The organism is Flagellimonas sp., from assembly GCF_965215805.1.
Classification (GTDB): Bacteria; Bacteroidota; Bacteroidia; order Flavobacteriales; family Flavobacteriaceae; genus Flagellimonas.
Genome location: NZ_OZ244124.1, coordinates 1,338,039 through 1,355,244, shown reverse-complemented (window position 1 = coordinate 1,355,244; position 17,206 = coordinate 1,338,039). Strand labels below are relative to the sequence as shown.

The window sequence follows — 17,206 nt, the reverse complement described above, 5'->3', positions numbered from 1 at the left end:
GTTCTTTATTTATTCCTCCACAAATAGATAATTCAAGTTCAAACTGTTGAATTCTCGATTGAACTGTTGCATCTCCTTGTCCACCAAGGCATCAAAAGCATCCAATTGAGTGTTGATTTTGGCGGTCAGTTCATTTTTTACAGCTATATCCTGAGCGGTAGGTGGGAAATCATCAATGGACACCAAACTGTTCAAATGGCCCAGTTTATTGGTCAACCGAATTGGGAAATTCAAAGGATCTTGGTTGCTACGGTTTTTGGTTTGGTACAAGGCCTTTTCAATAGTGCCAAAATCCTCTTTCATTTTTTTGGCTTTCTCTACCAAGTCCTTGGTACGTTCATCCTCTTTATATTGCTTACTAAAAGCATCCAACCGCTCCGTTATTTTCCTGATTTTTTTGATGGATTGATGCGCCCTATCCACCGTAGTATTGATATCGGTGATAAACTCATATTGTCTTTGCATATCAGCTACGGAGACCTCAGCCCTTGGATCAGGCAAAATTTTGAATTCCTGTGTTTGGTTTGACCCGTTTACATTTAAGTGAACCTTGTACGAACCTGGAACTGCTTTGGCACCATCCAAATTGGCCCACCACAGAATCATCCCTTTCAATTTTTCAGCTCCTTTTCCACGTGTATTCCAAACATGGGTATTACCCCCTTGCTTCGCTTTGAGTTTTTTCTTCTCCTCTTTGGCAAAAGTGCTATAGCTGGCCAAGGTGTCTCCCGCCATGGATGTATAAGTCAAACTGATACTATCTTTATCCGATACGTTTTTCAGGTAGAAATGTGAAACAACACCATTGGGATGGTTTTGCCCCTCCGTCTTTGATGGCTTTTTTGCTGCTGTTCCTTTGGTGCGATAGCTGTCCTTGGGTTGATACAAAACGGCAGTAGAACTTTTCTTTGATGCATCCAATTGGTGCAAGACCGTCAGATCATCTATTATCCATACGCTCCTACCCTGAGTTGCCACCACCAGGTTGTTGTCCTTTATGGTCAAATCGGTAATAGGAACTATAGGGAGATTCAATTGAAAGTTCTCCCAATTTTGTCCGTCATTGAAGGAAATATACATTCCGGTTTCTGTCCCTGCATATAGCAATCCCTTTCTTTTAGGGTCTTCACGGAGTGCGCGCGTAAAGTGCTCATCATTTATACCGTTCGTTATTTTAGTCCAGGTTTTTCCATAATCCGTGGTTTTGTAGAGGTACGGCCTAAAATCTCCCAACTTGTATCTAGTGGCTGCCACATAGCAAGTGCCTTCATCAAAATTGGAAGGTTCTATGCTGTTGATCATGCTCCACTCTGGCATATTGGTTGGGGTCACATTCTCCCATGTGGATCCCCCATCCTTGGTTACGTGGATCAAGCCATCATCACTACCCACCCAAAGCAAACCTTCTTTTAAAGGACTTTCATTGGCTGCGAAAATGGTACAATAATATTCAACCCCCGTGTTATCTTGGGTGATAGGCCCGCCGCTGCTAACCAGTTTAGCAGGATCGTTTCGGGTTAAGTCATCACTCAACAACTCCCAGCTTTGCCCTTCATTGGTACTCAGGTGCACATGATTGGAAAAGGTATACAGCTTCTTGGGATCGTGTTTGCTAAAAATAATGGGGAAGTTCCATTGAAAACGATATTTCATTCCCTCGGCACCATAGCCCATGGGGTTGTCCGGCCAAACATTGATACCGCGCACTGTTCCTTTATCGTGATTCACCCGAGTTAAAAACCCTCCATAACTACCTCCATAAACAATATCATTGTTTGTGGGATCGACTGCAATATGTGCCGATTCGCCCCCAGCAGTTGGTTCCCAATCGTCCTCGCCAATGGAACCTTCATCACTTCGGTGATTGATTCGGATAGTGGAATTATCCTGTTGGGCCACATAAATGCGATATGGGAATGAATTATCCGTAGTAACGCGATAAAATTGCGCAGTTGGCTGGTTGTAATAGGTACTCCAGGTTTCCCCACCATCGTAGCTTACCTGTGCCCCTCCATCATCTCCAATAATCATACGCTTGGCATTTTCAGGGGAAATCCAGAGGTCATGGTGATCCCCATGAGGCGCATTGAAGGTATTAAAGGTCTTTCCGCCATCGGTGGATTTATGATACCGAACATTGAGGACATAAACCACATCTTCATCCTGAGTATCCGCATAAACTCGCGTGTAATACCAAGCCCGCTGACGCAATTTTCTTTCGCTGTTCACCTGTGTCCATTTTTCCCCACCATCATCAGAACGATATAGTCCGCCTTTTTCCTTGTTCTCAACAATCGCCCAGACTCTTTCGCTGTTTTTTGGGGATACTGTTACCCCGATGATACCCAAGGTGTCTTTTGGAAAACCTTCATTTTTGGAAATCTCCGTCCAGGTTTCGCCACTATCCGTACTTTTCCATAACGCCGAACCGTCACCTCCGCTGCTTAAACTATATGGGGTGCGTTTGGCCCTCCATGTAGAAGCATATAGGATTCGGGGATTATTGGGGTCAAAAGTAAGATCTACCGCTCCAGATTGATCATTGACAAACAAAACTTGTTTCCAGCTTTTGCCACCATCCGTACTTTTGTACACTCCCCTTTCTTTTGTGGGTTTGTAAATGTTCCCCAAAACTGCAGCGTATACCGTATTATAATCTGTGGGATGAATTCGGATTCGTGGCACATGCCTACTTTTTTCCAGACCTGCTTTTTGCCAAGTCTTACCAGCATCTTCCGTTTTCCAAATACCATATCCACTGGAAACATTTCCACGCAGGGTCTTTTCACCACCTCCAACATAGATTACATTAGGGTCGCTTTGGGCCACTTCCACGGCTCCTATACTTCCACCAAAATAACCATCCGAAATGTTCTCCCACGAACGGCCACCATCCGTAGTTTTCCAAACGCCACCTCCAGTAGCCCCAAAATAAAATAGATTGGGTTCTCCAGGCACACCAGTTACCGCAGCGGAACGGCCCCCTCTAAACGGGCCTACCAAGCGGTACTCCAAACTGGAATACAATTCCTTGGGATATTCTGGGCTTGTTTGGGTTGATTTTCTTCTTTGGGATTGCGTCGAGGTTGCAAAAAGGCAAAAAACCAGCAAGAACAAGCCGGTTTGCGAAAGCAAATGTTTCATTTTCTAGGATGTTGAATTAGTCGGTACTAAATGTAGGGAAAATAGTAGACCTTATCGATTAAATATTCCAACACATTCCCAATTTTCAAGTTCAGCTTGTAAAAAAAGAATTACATTCGGAGTAGAATCAATCTTAAACTTGAACAACCTTCCTTAATGACCCGTGAAGAACAATTGGTGTTCTGCAAAAAATGCAAGCACCGTTATCTAGATTTTGACCGTGGAATCCTATGTAAAATAACCAAAAAAGAAGCTGATTTTGAAGACGAGTGCTCCTTCTATGTACATGACCCAGAGAGTAGTATCGTACCCAAAATAACCAATCTGATCAAACCCAATCGACAAAGAGCCAAGTGGGCTGAGTATCTAATCTGGGCGATATTGGCTCTCAGCATATTTTCCCTTATTTCATCTTATCTGCAACATGATTTACTATTAAAAATTCAAGAAGGCTTTCCAGTTTCAGACCATCAATTGGAAATGAATGATCTTCGAGAGGGTATCGTAGGGATACTGACAATTATTCTGTATGTAATTTCGGTCATCACTTTCATACGCTGGTTCCGCAGAGCTTATTTTAATTTGCACAGTAGATCTGCGAACCCAACATATGATGAAGGTTGGGCGGCGGGTGCATGGTTTGTTCCCATTCTAAATTTGTTCCGTCCTTATAAAATTATGGAAGAACTGGATGAAAAAATGTCCTATCTAATCAAACAAAGAACAGAAGAAGAAGTCAAATCAAACAAGCCACTTATTGGAGCTTGGTGGGCACTTTGGATTCTTGGAGGTATAATTGGAAAATATATAGCCAAGGCTGGTCTTAAGGCAGAAACCTTGGAAGAGTACATTTCAAGTACAAATGCTGATATGCTTGGAATCATTTTTGACATCCCTCTATCCCTTTTGGCAATTTTTGTAATCAGGACCGTTTCAAAAAAAGAAGAACGTCTGGTACATCTTGAGGCGCAAGATTCCAATAAATCAAATACTGAAGTAGAATAGCTTATAGGCATTTGAGAACAAATTTGTTAGCTGCAATTGAAACAATTTGCCCTATTTGCATACTAATCAATTGTGAAAAGGATTTCGTTTTCATAGCTTTAGTAGGCAATTTTAAAAACACTTTACCATGGATATTTTTAGCAAGATCAAAGAGAAACTCACGCACGAGTTTATCGATATTATTGAGTGGCTGGATTATACGGATGACACCATTGCGCATCGGTTTGAACGCTACCAAAATGAAATTAAGAACGGGGCCAAGCTTATTGTGAGGGAAGGGCAGACCGCTGTTTTTGTGAATGAAGGTCAATTGGCAGATGTATTTGAACCTGGCACTTACGACCTCACCACCAAGAACCTACCCATCTTAGCCACCCTAAAGGGATGGAAATATGGTTTTAATTCACCTTTCAAAGCCGAGGTTTATTTTGTAAACACCCATCTGTTCACTGATGAGAAATGGGGCACCAAAAGTCCGATTACTTTAAGTGATGATCGCTTTGGCTTGGTGGAAATTAGAGCATTCGGAACCTATGCCTTTAAAATTTCGGATGCCGGAAAGTTCATCGTTGATATCGTTGGAACGGATAATAACTTCACCAGTTTTGAAATCAATGAGCATCTTAAAAGTTTGATCGCTACGCGATTTACCGACACGGTCGGAGAAGCCAATCTTCCCATTGAATTGTATGCGGCTAACACCTCGGAGCTTTCAGACACTTGTCGGGAGGTTATGGCTCCGGAATTTGAGACCGTGGGCATCTCTTTGGAGAAATTCTATATCGAAAATGTCTCCATGCCGGAAGATCTTAAAAAAGAAATCTTCGAGTATAGCCGAATCGACAAATTGGATCTGGACAAGTTGACCAAGTTCAAAACGGCCAAAGCCATTGAAGCTGCCGCCAAAAATGAAGGCGGAACCGCGGGTGCAGGAATGGGAATGGGAATGGGATTTGTATTGGCGCAGCAAATGGGTGGTATGATGAGTCCACAAATGCAGCAAGCAGGAGCTCCAGTTCCACCTCCAATGCCAATTGCCGTGCAATACTTTTACGCAGTAAACGGGGTGCAACAAGGGCCTGTTTCCTTTGAACAATTGCAGGCGCTCTTTGCAGGGAGGACCATCAATCGTGATAGCTTGGTATGGAAGCAGGGAATGGCCACCTGGACTGCATTGAAGGATGTGGAAGAGTTAAAGTCGTTTTTGGGCGGCAATACCCCACCTCCTTTGCCGAACCCATAATACTATTTTGTCATTCCTGCGGAAGCAGGAATCCATAACACAAAGATTCCCGCCCTAGCGGGAATGACCGCATGGAGAAATCAATTCAAAAAACAGAGCTTAAAAAGCCCTGCGTCAACTGCGGGGCAGAACTCAAATACAAACCTGGAACCACCAATATCAGTTGCGAATATTGTGGGCATCAAGAGTCCATTCAAGTGGATGAAAATGGGTTTGAGGAGCTTGAACTTTATCCCTATCTGCAGGAGATGGGTTCCCAAAAGCACAGTGAGGAGATTTCCATGCTCCACTGTAAAAACTGTGGTGCCAATCAACATGTGGAGGAAAACTATAAGTCGCTCCACTGTGTGTATTGTAGCATGCCCTTGATCCTGGAAGACGCCTATAAAGAGGAGTGGATTTTGCCCGGTGCCGTACTGCCCTTTCAAATAGAAAAAGAAAGGTCATTTCTTATTTTTAAAAAATGGGTGGATCGCTTGTGGTGGGCTCCCAACAAACTAAAAAAGGCCGCATTGGACCCTCAGTTTACCAAAGGGCTTTATTTACCTTACTGGACCTTTGATGCACAACTGTCCGCATCTTATTCAGGACAGCGGGGGGAATACTACTACGAAACGCGGAGAGTGCGAAACGCCCAAGGGAAAATGGTTACACAACGGGTTCGGAAAACGCGTTGGTATCCAGCATCCGGCAGGGTTTCGGGTTTTGTGGATGATACTTTGATAGAGGCCTCAAAACAAAAATCGGGGAGAATCCCCAGTAAAATTGCCCGTTGGAACCTGAAGAAACTTCAACCTTTCAACAGCAGTTTTCTATCTGGTTTTGTAACGGAAAAATATACCATCCCCTTAAAACAAGGCCATCTTCATTCCAAGGAAATTGCTAAAGATATTGCCCGCCGTTGGTGCAGACAAGATATTGGTGGAGACACCCAACGGGTGACTCAAATGGACATGCAACTAACGGAAGAGACGTTTAAACATATTTTGCTTCCTGTATATATTAGCGCGTATCGATACCAAGGCAAGGAATACCATTTTTTCATCAATGGAGAAAATGGGCAAATCTCCGGGTCTAGGCCCTATAGCTTTTGGAAGATATTTTTTGCCATAGTTTTAGGTCTTGCCCTAATAGGCATATTGGTTTTCCTTGGTAAAGGAGGTTGAAAATAATAGCATCAGCTGTTTAAAGACCGTTAAAGTCCATCCGTGCCATTTGTTTTTCCACTACATTTACTCCATGTCCAAACGGATTTCTCTTATTAGCATTTTTGTACTGCTCAATATGGGCCTGGGCCGATTGTTTCAGGAAAGTTTGGGAGCCAGCTGCTTTTCCGAACTCTCCATTTTGGCCATTACCAGTTTCTTTTTCTGGAATTTCTCTGCTAGACAAATCAAAACTTGGAGCGGAAAGTGGGGTGTAACCGCATCTGGAAAAAACATATTGATTCAAGGGGGGCTGGGCTTGTCCGCTTCCGCCATAAATATTATCATTGGACAGGTCTTGGTGGTTTTCTTGATGACCACCATCTACAACTGCACTTCGCCCAGTTTCAATATGCTTAATGCAAGCCTTACCAATAACATAGCGGTAAACCTGCTTTGTTACTTTGCACTGTTATTTTATTTTATCCCATCTGAAAAATCAAAAGAACGGACACCAACACCCGAACCTAAAGAAACCAGAATTCCCGTTTCCAAACAGGGGTATCAATTCCAGCTGCAACCTAATGAGATCATTTATGTGGAAACCAGCAACAACTGTGTGGTTCTTCACACTGAAAAAGGAAAATTTGTAAAATACCAAAGTTTAAAGTCGCTTTCCGAGCTACTGTGTCCCAATACTTTTAAGCGGGTGCATCGCTCGTATTTGGTCAACTCAGAGTTTATTGATCATATCCAAAAGAACCATAGTGGAGATGGGAAGCTTAAATTAAAAACTGGGGACGACCTGAAGTTTAGCCGAACCTATCTTCAGGAATTGGCCCAAATTTAGATTCCGCAACTCGCCCTTTTTTTTCCGCAGCTTACATAGCTATTTCATACTCGAAGATTTTCCACAAGTAGATTTGACCAAAACGGTAATTCTACATGCGACGATTAATTTTCCTAGCCTTTTCCATTATGCCAATGGTTATACTGTCCCAGGATTATTTAAACAGTACCACAAACATCCATGGAACGACCCTTGATCTCCATTTGGACGGTTTTCTAAATGAAGCCCTATGGGAAGAAGCCCAGCAATTCCCGTTTATGGAATGGCGCCCCGATTGGGGAGCTTCGGACAGTCTTACCACACTTTTTGTAACCTTTGATAAGGACTATCTGTATGTGGCCATGGATGCCAAAGACCCGAATCCAGAGAAGATTATCGGAAGAAATCTGGTAAGGGACGGCTGGTATGGCGACGATTATTTTGCATTTCAAATAGATCCCAACCGAACACGAAAGAATGCCTTTATCTTTAGTATTTACCCCACGGGCAGTAGATACGATGATGCGATTTACAATGACAATGTACCCTTGGGCAATGCCCCTTCCACTCCAGCCTATGATATGCTTTGGGAGGGTAAGACCCAAATTACGGACAAAGGATGGCAAGCTGAATATCGAATCCCTTTGTCCAATTTGAGATTTGAAATCCGGGATGGAGAAGTTTTGGGCGGAATCTCCGCGCAGCGCACCATCAATTATGACAACAAGCTTTTGGTGTATCCCGAAGTCCCTCAAAACATTACGGGGGCCAACGGTAAACCCTCCTTAAAAAAACCCGTTCGATTTGTAGGTTTGGAACCTAAAAAGGACCTGCAGGTCACCCCCTACCTACTGGCATCCACCCAAAACAATTATCGCCATAATTCCAGCCAATCAACCTATGAAAAAAATGCATTCAATGAATTGGATGTTGGTTTAGACGTTCGCTATGGCATCACGCCAAGCCTTACGTTGGACCTCACCTTGAACACGGATTTTTCCCAGGTGGAAATAGATGATCAGATTGTTAATTTAGGTCGGGTTTCCATATTTTTTCCTGAGCGGCGGAAGTTCTTTTTACAACAATCGGGGTTGTTCGATTTTGACATGGGCATCCTTTCCCAACTCTTCTACAGTAGGACTATTGGTATCAACAATGGACAATTAACCCCCATTATTGGCGGGGCCAAACTCACAGGGGAATTGGGCAATTGGGATGTAGGATTCCTATCGCTACAAACCGAAGGGACCCGCATAAACTCCGAAGCATTGCCCACAGAAAATTTTTCTGTACTGCGATTGCGCAGGAAGGTCTTTAACGATAGATCTTTTATTGGCTTCATGGCTACCAATCGGGCAAGGAAAGATTATGTCAATACAGCTTTGGGGGTAGATGGAGTTATTGATGTTGGTGATGAAAACTTCATCATTACTTCCCTGGCTACAACCGTGGAAGGTGAAAATTTTTCCAGTGCGGATTATGACTTGATTGACAATTCCCGTTTCGCATTTCAGTTCGCCCGGCGTAAACGCGATGGATGGTTTTATCGCGGTGCCTACGAATTTTCAGGGAAGGCATTCAACCCAGGAATGGGGTTCCTACTTAGGGAAAAACACCACAATTTTTATGTTGGGCTCAATCATGGAAAATTCAATTCCGACAGCGAAAACAATTCGTTCCAATACAGAAGGTGGATGCCGATAAATTCCGACCTGTATTTTACCACGGATTTTTCGGAAGTCCTAACATGGTACAACAGAAGCCAGTGGTCTGGAACCCTATTTAACAATGATGCGGTTATGCTCTTTGGGCAAGTCCAATATGAATTCCTTCAAGAACCGCTTCAATTTTCGAACAAGATTACGATCCCTCAAGGTGATTATTTTTACTCCTTTTTTGGTGCTTCGTACACCAGTGGTTTTCAAAGGGCACTTAAAATTCCAATCTCTGCAGAATACGGAAGCTTTTTTGATGGGGAGAATCTAGAGTTCAGGCTATCTCCCGAATGGAGCGTCAATGAGCATCTCACCTTTGAAGGATCCTGGCGCTTAAACTACCTCAACTTTAGGGAAAGGGAAGTAAGTGAGTGGATCAATGTGCCCCAACTTCGGGTTAATTGGGCCTACAACCTACATCTTTCGGGAAGTATCACCGCACAGTACAACTCTATTCAAGATCAAGTGTTCACCAGTGCCCGATTACGATACAACTTTCGGGATGGCCATAATCTTTATGTGGTTTACAATCAGGATTACAACACGGACCGTATGCAATTTATGCCACAACTACCTCGATTCAACAACCAGTTGGTTACCCTCAAATATGTTTACACATTCTTCTAAAACTTCAAATCATGAAAAAAACGATTGGTATTTTAATTTTGCTTTGCGCACTATCCGCTTGCAAGGATACTCCAATGGAGCCGCAAACTACAAGCCTCATTACTCCAGCAGACCACGGAATCCTAAGAAATCTCAAGGAAGTCCAATGGCCCAAAGCCTACAGGGAGCAAGACACAGTGTTATTGGATAAAATTCTAGGAGATGACTTTCAAATGATAGATGCCAGTGGTACCTGGTCTGACAAACAAGGAGAATTGGAATGGATCAAGGAAAATGCCATGCAGCACGACTCCTTTCATTATGAAATAAAGCGCTTGGATGTTTTGGATAACGGAACCGCCCTGATTTGCGGTACCGGTCATATCATCAATGATTCCATTGAGACCATTTATCAGTCCAGCAATATCCTGATCAAACGCAATGGAATGTGGAAGGCCGTGGCATCGCACGTGTCCGGAATCAAACAACTTGATTGATCTTTAATATTTCAGTAGTTTTAATTCGATTCCAAAAGAAATGCTGAGAATTAAGCTCATACTGTTCTCTATCTTTTCAGTTTTTGTATCCTTCGGGCAAGCGATTGATTCCAAATCAACAGAGGAGTTATACTCCCAAATACTGCAGGAAAATAGAACCCTCCAGATTGCAACCCCGAATTCGTATGCCATCTCCAATAGCGCTTATCCCGTTCTTTTTGTATTGGATTCGGAATACATTTTTGAGTATGCAAAGGGTTCCGTGGATTTCTTGAGCAACAACTTTGGATTTCACCCTGAAGTCATTGTGGTTGGTATTCCCAACACGGATAGAAATCGGGATCTATATGTTACTCTTCAACCCGAAGGGTCCTACCTGAAATTTATCCAATTCTTGGAGGAAGAACTGCTTCCATACATCCAAAACAATTACAGAACCAACGGTTTCAAACTGCTTTTTGGCTGGTCTTCGGGGGCAGGGTTGGCCAACTATGTGATGGTGAAAAAACCCAAAGCATTTGATGCCTATATTTTGGCTGGAGCGGGCATCGGTCCCAATACGGCAGCATTTATTAAACAAGAATTGGACTCCAATGCGTACAAAAACACCTTCTTTTTTGCTTCCGCGGAGGGCTCAACCCCAAGAGCCGACGGACTTAAAACACATCAACAGTTGATCGAGGAAATCAATCCGAAAGGGTTGGATTGGAAGTTTAAAACTTACCCCAGCGCAAACCATGTTGAAGCCATGTCAAAAGGACTTTATGATGGGTTGAAGTTTGTTTTTAGGCATTATCACATTCCTGATTCCTTGGTTTCCTTGGGAAGCCAGAAAATTCTGGATTACTACCAAGACTTGCAAAGCAAGTATGGTTTCAAAACCCAAATTCCAATAGGCGCCATCAACGAAATAAGTGGGATTCTGATGCATCAGGAGCAATCGGAAGAAGCCCAAAAATTGCTCGACCATGGTCTTTCCTTATATCCAAAAAGTCACATGCTTTGGGCCGTTAAAGCTGAAATGTACTTAGGTTTAAATCAAACTGAAAAAGCCATCCAAAATTATCGGATGGCCTTGAAGAAGGCAACAGATAAACATGCCAAAAACAAATACCAGGTCCTGCTTAAAGGTTTGGCAGAAGAACAAGAAAAGTAGTTGGCGAATGGATCCAAAGGGTTTAACATAAATTTTAAACCTTCTAAAAAAATAATGCTTAATCTTGAGTAATTCATTCAATCAGAAGACCTTATGAGATTCTTGTTCTGGAGTCTTTTTTTTGCGTCCGGAGTCGTCATGGCCCAAAATAATTCCACAGAGGTGGAATTGGGTTTTGAAAAGGACCTTATCCCAGAGGGTATTGCTGTTGACCTGCAACACCAAAAACTTTTTATAAACAGTTTAAGACATAACAAGGTTGTACGTTGCAATCTGGATGGAAGCCAAGCCGAAGACTTTATTGAAAGTAGACAGCACGGATACCTGTCCGGTTTTGGCATGGCCATCAAAGGCGATGTGCTCTATGCGTTGGGCAATAGCCTGCCCAAACCAAAAAATGAATCCATTCTGCTGCTGTTGAATATCAAAACTGGGGAGTTGATCAATTCCTTTAAACTAAAAGAAGCTGGTTTCGCTTACCTCAATGATTTAGCTATCAGCAGTAAGGGAACCCTCTATATAACAGACTCGGAAAGCAATAAAATCTACACGGTGAATTCAAAGAAGGGCAAGCTGGAAATTTTTTATGCCCATGATGAGCTTAAACACTGCAACGGTATTGCCATTTCCGATGACGATAAGCATCTATATTTTGCCTCCTATACCAGTGGCCTTCGGGTGTTGGACATTGCATCCAAAACCTTGGTGAACCAGCCCAATAACTTTAAGGGCATCGACGGGCTTAAGTTCCACCAAAACAGTTTGGTTGCCATTGTGAACACGAAAAGAGATGCAACGCAAAATGGCGTCTACCAATTTCAACTTAATCAAAGTCTAACGGAAATCACAGGTGAGGAAAAAATTTGGAATCTCAGAAACGAATCGGATATCCCAACCACCTTTGCCATTAAAAATGGCTGTATGTATTTTGTTGCGGACTCACAATTGGACCATTTGGATCAGGAAAAAGTTATTATTTCAGATGTATCCAAATTGGAAAACTACACCTTGATCATCCATCCACTTCCAAAAGAAAATTAAAATGAAATTAAAAGTCCGGCTCTTCTGTTTTATCTGCTTGTTCCACGTTGCTGTCTCTTTTGGGCAGGACAAAAAGGAAAACACGGTAATCTCTAAAAACTACTGCACCGAAATCGGCCGCTTTGATCTTTTGTTTGATGGGGATGAAATTGCCGGGGCCTATTATTTGATGCCCAAAAATGCCTTGGGCGGAATCTGGGGAAGGCTCGAAGGTAAGGTAATGACAGGTAGGTGGCTTGATGCAGATGGCGAAGGAGACATCATACTCACTTTTAACGAGGACTTTTCCTTTTTTACCGCAGATTATAGAGGTGATGATGAGCCTGAAAAATGGTACAGGGATTCATGGCACGGATCTCTCCGCCCAAACAATGATAAAACTTTTGAGTCCAATGGTAAATCGTATCGCTGTGAGTAAATTAAATTTCCTTCCCCTTTTTATGTTGATTGCCGTACTAGGGTGTCAAAATCACCAACAACATGTTCAACCTGAAACAGTGGAAAAGCCCAAAAAGCTAGGCCCTTTTTTTGGTGTTGTGCCCAGTGCTTCCCCAAAACTTTTGGCTCCGGAACTATTGGCTTCGCCAGCTACAGAATATAACGGGACCTTCACACCAGACGGTACGGAGTTTTTCTATACCACGGATTTACCAAATAATGCGTATATCACCTTTACCCAAATGAATGCTGACAGTACTTGGAGTGAACCTCGTATTGCACCTTTTTCTGGGACATACTCTGATTACGATCCTTTGTTTTCCCCTGATGGGAATAGATTGTATTTCAGCTCCAGCAGACCCGAAGGGGACAACGAAAACAGTAAAATTTGGTATGTGGAAAGGGAAGGCAAGGGCTGGGGGAATCCCATTGCAGTGGTTTTAACTGGGGAAGAAAACGGTGAATACTATAGCTCCTTGACCCATTCAGGCGCCATTTATTTTAATATTTGGTCCAAGGGGGACATCTATAAAGCAATTCCATTGGACTCCACTTACACGGTAGAAGCCCTACCTGAAATCATCAACAAGGGGAGGGACAAAGGGGATCCCTTTATAGACCCCAATGAGGAATATTTGATTTATAGGGGATACGATGATACAATTGGACGTGGGGATTTGTATATCACCTTTAATATGGATGGCGAATGGACCGAGCCCGAAAATCTTGGAGAGCCCATCAATTCCACCCAGCATGAAATGTGCCCGTGGGTGAGCCAAGATGGAAAGTTGTTCATTTTTGCCAGCGGAAGGGCAGCTGATCCCATTCCTGCGAAAGCCTTAGACCCCATTAAAAACATTAACAGCACCTACAACAGTGGGCAGCTCAATCTGTATTATATGTCCGCGGATTTTATTCAGGAAATGAAAGCCAAGCACATCAAGGGTTAGTTTAAAAACTCAAGGCACACAGGGCTCGGCATTTTAAATTCGTTTAAGAATTGAAGGGTTCCCTGTTCCTCATCCCTGGAATAAACGGTAATGTTATGGCTTCTTTGGTTAGCGACCAATAGGAATTTCCCTGTGGGATCCAAGCTAAAATTCCGTGGCCAATCTCCATGGACGGAAGTTCTGCCAACCACATTCAAAAGTCCAGAGTTTTCTTCCACAGAAAAGACCACAATGGTATTTTCACCCCGATTGGAACCATATAAAAACTTGCCATCTGCGGACAAATGAATGTCGGCACAATAGCTTTTCCCTTCAAAATCCGAAGCCAAGGTTTCCACGGTCTGAATTTCCTCGTAATCGCCATTTTCCTTCTTTTCAAAAACCGTTACAGTCGAGTTGAGTTCATTGATCACATACAAAATCCCATTTTTGCCAAAAGTAAAATGCCTCGGCCCTGCACCTTCGGGGATGTTCAAGGATGATTGCTTTGCTGGACCAAACATGTCTCCATCCAATTGATATCTTTTAACCGCATCCAATCCCAAATCAGCCACAAACAAGCTGTTCCCATCAAATTGAGCCATATGGGCATGTGCAGTTTTGGTAGTATCCAATACTTTATGATCTATCACCTGTGAGTTTTCCGGAAGCGATCCATCATCGTTCAACTTAAAGACTGAAAAGTTCCCGCCAGAGTAGTTGGAAGCAGCCAAAAAACCATTATCCGAAACGGAGACATGGCAAGGATGTTTCCCTCCAGTGCCCATACTATTCTGAAATTCCAAAATGCTATCCTTTACAAGAAATGCAGAGACCCCGCCTCCCAAACTGTCAAAATCGGCCACTTCATGCACCGCGTATAGATTTGTCTTGTCTTCAGAAATCTTTAAAAAGGAAGGGTTGGCCAATTCAGCTACCAGTGTTTTGTTGCCTAATTCTCCCGTGGAAGCATTGAAAGTCAATCTGTAAATTCCCTCACTTTCCCCATCAGTATAGGTGCCTACAAACAAATGATGTTTCTTTTCCATTTTTTTCTTTTCAGAGCATCCTATCCCAAACAACAGGAGCATGGCCAAAATTGAAGTATATAATCGCATCTAAATCAAAGTGTTTTGCTAAAAATAACAACTTAAAACGGATTCCGGATTTTCTTTGGGTGGGACTTTCTATTTTTGAGTCATGAATAAAGATGTTATTTGGTTGGTTTTGAGCTGTTTGGGAATTGCACAAGCCCTTTTCCTCTTTGTTTATCTCGTCTCACTTCGCAAAACAAGTGATAAAACCAACATATTTCTGGCTTTTGTTATTTTGGGCCTTACCATTCGGATCGGGAAGTCCATTCTAAACGTGCATTTTGATTTGCTTCCCTGGCAACGCAATCTGGGGATTTCCGGAATTCTAATGACAGGGCCTTTTCTTTGGTTTTATGGTAAAGAGCTTCTGGCCAATCACAGAAAGTTCAATCGCAAAAATTATTTTCACCTGTTGCCCTTTGCCTTGTTTGCAGTTTTCTGTTCCTTGATTCCAAACGATGGCCGCCTCATTTCCTATGTTATTTACATCCTGGTCTTTGTACATCTTTTGTTCTACCTTGGACTTTCGGCAATGGTCTATCTTAAGGGTAGAAAAAAAGTACATCCACAGCGCGCTTCTTGGTACAGAAATTTGATTGTTGGGGTCGGTCTCCTTTGGCTTTTCTATATGGGAAATCTTGCAGGACTCATCCCATTTTATATTGGAGGTGCTGTCTTCTTTTCCTTTCTGATTTACATTTTCTCCTTCCTCTTCCTTCAAAAACACGCGTTTCAATTAGGAAAATACAATGCCTCGACCTTGAACAAATCCGAATCTGGAAGTTTGGTCAAGGAAGCGAAAGCACTACTGACCAAGGAAGAACTTTTTTTGGATGCGAATGTTTCGCTGGAATCCATAGCGCAGCGGATGCAAACACCCCCACGAAAATTATCACAGGCCATCAATGAAAATGAACACAAGAATTTTTCTGATTTTGTAAACGAGTTCCGGATTGAAAAAGCCAAGCAGATGCTTGCTGACCCAAAACACCAACAAGATAAAATTGTGGCCATTGCCTACGACTGTGGATTTGGAAATGTCACTTCCTTTAATCTTGCCTTCAAAGCCAAGACCCAACTGACGCCGACTGCTTTTAGGAAACAGGCACAGGACTCCTAGGAAAGTTTTTCGTTTTAAAAATCATGATTTTTAAAGCCTTCTGGGCTGAATTTTATGTCATTTGCATCAAAGTTTTTTCCCATGAGGAAATTCATTCCAGTTTTACTGATGCTGACATTGTTGCTGGCCTGTGACGAAAAACAGGTGTCTTCTTCCATACCAGTTCCTGAGAAGAAAACTGTACTTGATGGGCTTAACCATCCGTGGAGCATAGCTTTTCTAACGCCCACCCAAGCACTTATATCGGAAAAGGATGGCAACCTGCTCAAAGTTGATCTGGAAACCAAAACAAAGAGCATCATCAAAGGCTTTCCAGATGACCTAACGGATAGCATTCGCGCTGTTCATTTTGGCGACAACTCTGGAATCTTTGAAGTTTTAATTGACCCCAACTTCAAGAAAACACCTTGGGTGTATTTGAGTTATGCAGCTAAAAAGCCAGGTGTGGGAACTACCACCAAGGTGATTCGTGCCCAAATGAAAAATGATTCGCTTTACGGACATGAAACTTTGATCGAGGCAGCACCGTATACCAAGGAATATTTCCATTACGGCGGAGGTATGGTGTTTGGTCCAGAGGGGAAACTCTATGTAACCCTTGGGGAACGGCTTTTTTGGGAACGGGATGAACCTGAAATTCCCATTGCGCAAGATCTAACTGACAAACGAGGAAAAATTTACAGGATAAACCCTGATGGGAGTATTCCGGAAGATAATCCAGATTTGGGGGGCGATGCTGTTCCAGGAATTTATGCCCTTGGGATTAGGGCCGCCCAAGGCATCACGGTGCAACCAGGCACTGGGAACATTTGGTTCAGCGAGCATGGCACCATTCAAGGGGATGAAATCAACCTTTTAAAAGCGGGAGCCAATTATGGTTGGCCCAATGTAACCTCAGGTAGGCTTCGAAGTTCAGATTATACGCCTCCTAAATTGGAAGGGGTCACTTTTACTCCTCCCATCTGGTTTTGGTCACACACGGTAGCTCCCACTGGACTCACATTTTATACTGGGGACGAATTTCCACAATGGAAGAATGACCTTTTGGTGCCAGGATTGTCCAGAGGAAGTCTTTGGCGATTCCGAGTAGAAAATGAAATCATAAAAAGTGCCGAAGAATTGTTCGTGGATGACCGCGTGCGAATTCGGAAAGTAAGGCAAAGCCCTGATGGTAAACTCTATTTCTTGACGGACGAAGACAACGGAAAACTCATTCAAATTATACCACAATAAATCATAATCAT

14 protein-coding genes are annotated in these 17,206 nt (G+C 42.8%); 12 read left to right on the top strand and 2 right to left on the bottom strand.

Annotated elements, in window-relative coordinates:
* Positions 1-9: 9 nt before the first annotated feature.
* Complete coding sequence (locus tag ACOOE0_RS06115; protein ID WP_420401585.1) at positions 10-3,144, bottom strand: WD40/YVTN/BNR-like repeat-containing protein; 3,135 nt, start codon at positions 3,142-3,144, stop codon at positions 10-12.
* A 156-nt stretch (positions 3,145-3,300) separates the two neighbouring features.
* On the opposite strand from ACOOE0_RS06115, the gene ACOOE0_RS06110 reads away from it, so the two are divergent.
* The 10 genes from ACOOE0_RS06110 (at position 3,301) to ACOOE0_RS06065 (ending at position 13,769) form a co-directional block, all read left to right on the top strand.
* Positions 3,301-4,149, top strand: coding sequence for a DUF4328 domain-containing protein (locus ACOOE0_RS06110; RefSeq protein WP_420401584.1), 849 nt, complete (start codon positions 3,301-3,303; stop codon positions 4,147-4,149).
* A gap of 127 nt (positions 4,150-4,276) precedes the next feature.
* Positions 4,277-5,392 (top strand): SPFH domain-containing protein, encoded by a 1,116-nt coding sequence (locus ACOOE0_RS06105; RefSeq protein ID WP_420401583.1) that lies wholly within the window; start codon positions 4,277-4,279, stop codon positions 5,390-5,392.
* 71 nt (positions 5,393-5,463) lie between these two features.
* The gene (locus tag ACOOE0_RS06100) at positions 5,464-6,558 is read left to right on the top strand and encodes a DNA helicase PriA (RefSeq protein WP_420401582.1); all 1,095 of its coding nucleotides are present in this window, start codon (positions 5,464-5,466) and stop codon (positions 6,556-6,558) included.
* Positions 6,559-6,631: 73 nt separating this feature from the next.
* Complete coding sequence (locus ACOOE0_RS06095) at positions 6,632-7,387, top strand: LytR/AlgR family response regulator transcription factor (protein WP_420401581.1); 756 nt, start codon at positions 6,632-6,634, stop codon at positions 7,385-7,387.
* 95 nt (positions 7,388-7,482) lie between these two features.
* A complete protein-coding gene (locus ACOOE0_RS06090; RefSeq protein ID WP_420401580.1) occupies positions 7,483-9,708 on the top strand; it encodes a DUF5916 domain-containing protein in 2,226 nt (741 codons plus the stop codon).
* An 11-nt stretch (positions 9,709-9,719) separates the two neighbouring features.
* Positions 9,720-10,184, top strand: coding sequence for a nuclear transport factor 2 family protein (locus ACOOE0_RS06085; protein WP_420401579.1), 465 nt, complete (start codon positions 9,720-9,722; stop codon positions 10,182-10,184).
* 40 nt (positions 10,185-10,224) lie between these two features.
* On the top strand, positions 10,225-11,340 hold the full coding sequence (locus ACOOE0_RS06080; RefSeq protein WP_420401578.1) for an alpha/beta hydrolase-fold protein: 1,116 nt from the start codon (positions 10,225-10,227) through the stop codon (positions 11,338-11,340).
* 93 nt (positions 11,341-11,433) lie between these two features.
* Positions 11,434-12,381, top strand: a complete 948-nt coding sequence (locus tag ACOOE0_RS06075; RefSeq protein ID WP_420401577.1) for an SMP-30/gluconolactonase/LRE family protein — start codon at positions 11,434-11,436, stop codon at positions 12,379-12,381.
* Between the two features lies 1 nt (position 12,382).
* Positions 12,383-12,799 (top strand): hypothetical protein, encoded by a 417-nt coding sequence (locus ACOOE0_RS06070; protein WP_420401576.1) that lies wholly within the window; start codon positions 12,383-12,385, stop codon positions 12,797-12,799.
* Positions 12,792-13,769: a hypothetical protein gene (locus tag ACOOE0_RS06065; protein ID WP_420401575.1), complete on the top strand. Its 978-nt coding sequence runs from the start codon at positions 12,792-12,794 to the stop codon at positions 13,767-13,769. The genes ACOOE0_RS06070 and ACOOE0_RS06065 overlap by 8 nt, the downstream gene beginning before the upstream one ends.
* On the opposite strand, the gene ACOOE0_RS06060 is transcribed toward ACOOE0_RS06065, so the two are convergent.
* A complete protein-coding gene (locus tag ACOOE0_RS06060) occupies positions 13,766-14,866 on the bottom strand; it encodes a lactonase family protein (protein ID WP_420401574.1) in 1,101 nt (366 codons plus the stop codon). The genes ACOOE0_RS06065 and ACOOE0_RS06060 overlap by 4 nt on opposite strands.
* Before the next feature lie 82 nt (positions 14,867-14,948).
* Between ACOOE0_RS06060 and ACOOE0_RS06055 the strand changes: the two genes are divergently transcribed.
* Together ACOOE0_RS06055 and ACOOE0_RS06050 are read left to right on the top strand one after the other, a co-directional pair.
* Positions 14,949-15,962 (top strand): helix-turn-helix domain-containing protein, encoded by a 1,014-nt coding sequence (locus tag ACOOE0_RS06055; protein ID WP_420401573.1) that lies wholly within the window; start codon positions 14,949-14,951, stop codon positions 15,960-15,962.
* An 81-nt stretch (positions 15,963-16,043) separates the two neighbouring features.
* The gene (locus ACOOE0_RS06050) at positions 16,044-17,195 is read left to right on the top strand and encodes a PQQ-dependent sugar dehydrogenase (protein ID WP_420401572.1); all 1,152 of its coding nucleotides are present in this window, start codon (positions 16,044-16,046) and stop codon (positions 17,193-17,195) included.
* Positions 17,196-17,206: the final 11 nt, after the last annotated feature.

Bases quoted from the DNA above. Each gene is read 5' to 3' on its own strand.
- ACOOE0_RS06070 (WP_420401576.1), top strand. From the start codon at position 12,383: ATGAAATTAAAAGTCCGGCTCTTCTGTTTTATCTGCTTGTTCCACGTT.
- ACOOE0_RS06055 (WP_420401573.1), top strand. From the start codon at position 14,949: ATGAATAAAGATGTTATTTGGTTGGTTTTGAGCTGTTTGGGAATTGCA.
- ACOOE0_RS06050 (WP_420401572.1), top strand. From the start codon at position 16,044: ATGAGGAAATTCATTCCAGTTTTACTGATGCTGACATTGTTGCTGGCC.
- ACOOE0_RS06060 (WP_420401574.1), bottom strand. From the start codon at position 14,866: ATGCGATTATATACTTCAATTTTGGCCATGCTCCTGTTGTTTGGGATA.
- ACOOE0_RS06115 (WP_420401585.1), bottom strand. From the start codon at position 3,144: ATGAAACATTTGCTTTCGCAAACCGGCTTGTTCTTGCTGGTTTTTTGC.
- ACOOE0_RS06090 (WP_420401580.1), top strand. From the start codon at position 7,483: ATGCGACGATTAATTTTCCTAGCCTTTTCCATTATGCCAATGGTTATA.
- ACOOE0_RS06085 (WP_420401579.1), top strand. From the start codon at position 9,720: ATGAAAAAAACGATTGGTATTTTAATTTTGCTTTGCGCACTATCCGCT.
- ACOOE0_RS06095 (WP_420401581.1), top strand. From the start codon at position 6,632: ATGTCCAAACGGATTTCTCTTATTAGCATTTTTGTACTGCTCAATATG.
- ACOOE0_RS06110 (WP_420401584.1), top strand. From the start codon at position 3,301: ATGACCCGTGAAGAACAATTGGTGTTCTGCAAAAAATGCAAGCACCGT.
- ACOOE0_RS06100 (WP_420401582.1), top strand. From the start codon at position 5,464: ATGGAGAAATCAATTCAAAAAACAGAGCTTAAAAAGCCCTGCGTCAAC.
- ACOOE0_RS06105 (WP_420401583.1), top strand. From the start codon at position 4,277: ATGGATATTTTTAGCAAGATCAAAGAGAAACTCACGCACGAGTTTATC.
- ACOOE0_RS06080 (WP_420401578.1), top strand. From the start codon at position 10,225: ATGCTGAGAATTAAGCTCATACTGTTCTCTATCTTTTCAGTTTTTGTA.
- ACOOE0_RS06075 (WP_420401577.1), top strand. From the start codon at position 11,434: ATGAGATTCTTGTTCTGGAGTCTTTTTTTTGCGTCCGGAGTCGTCATG.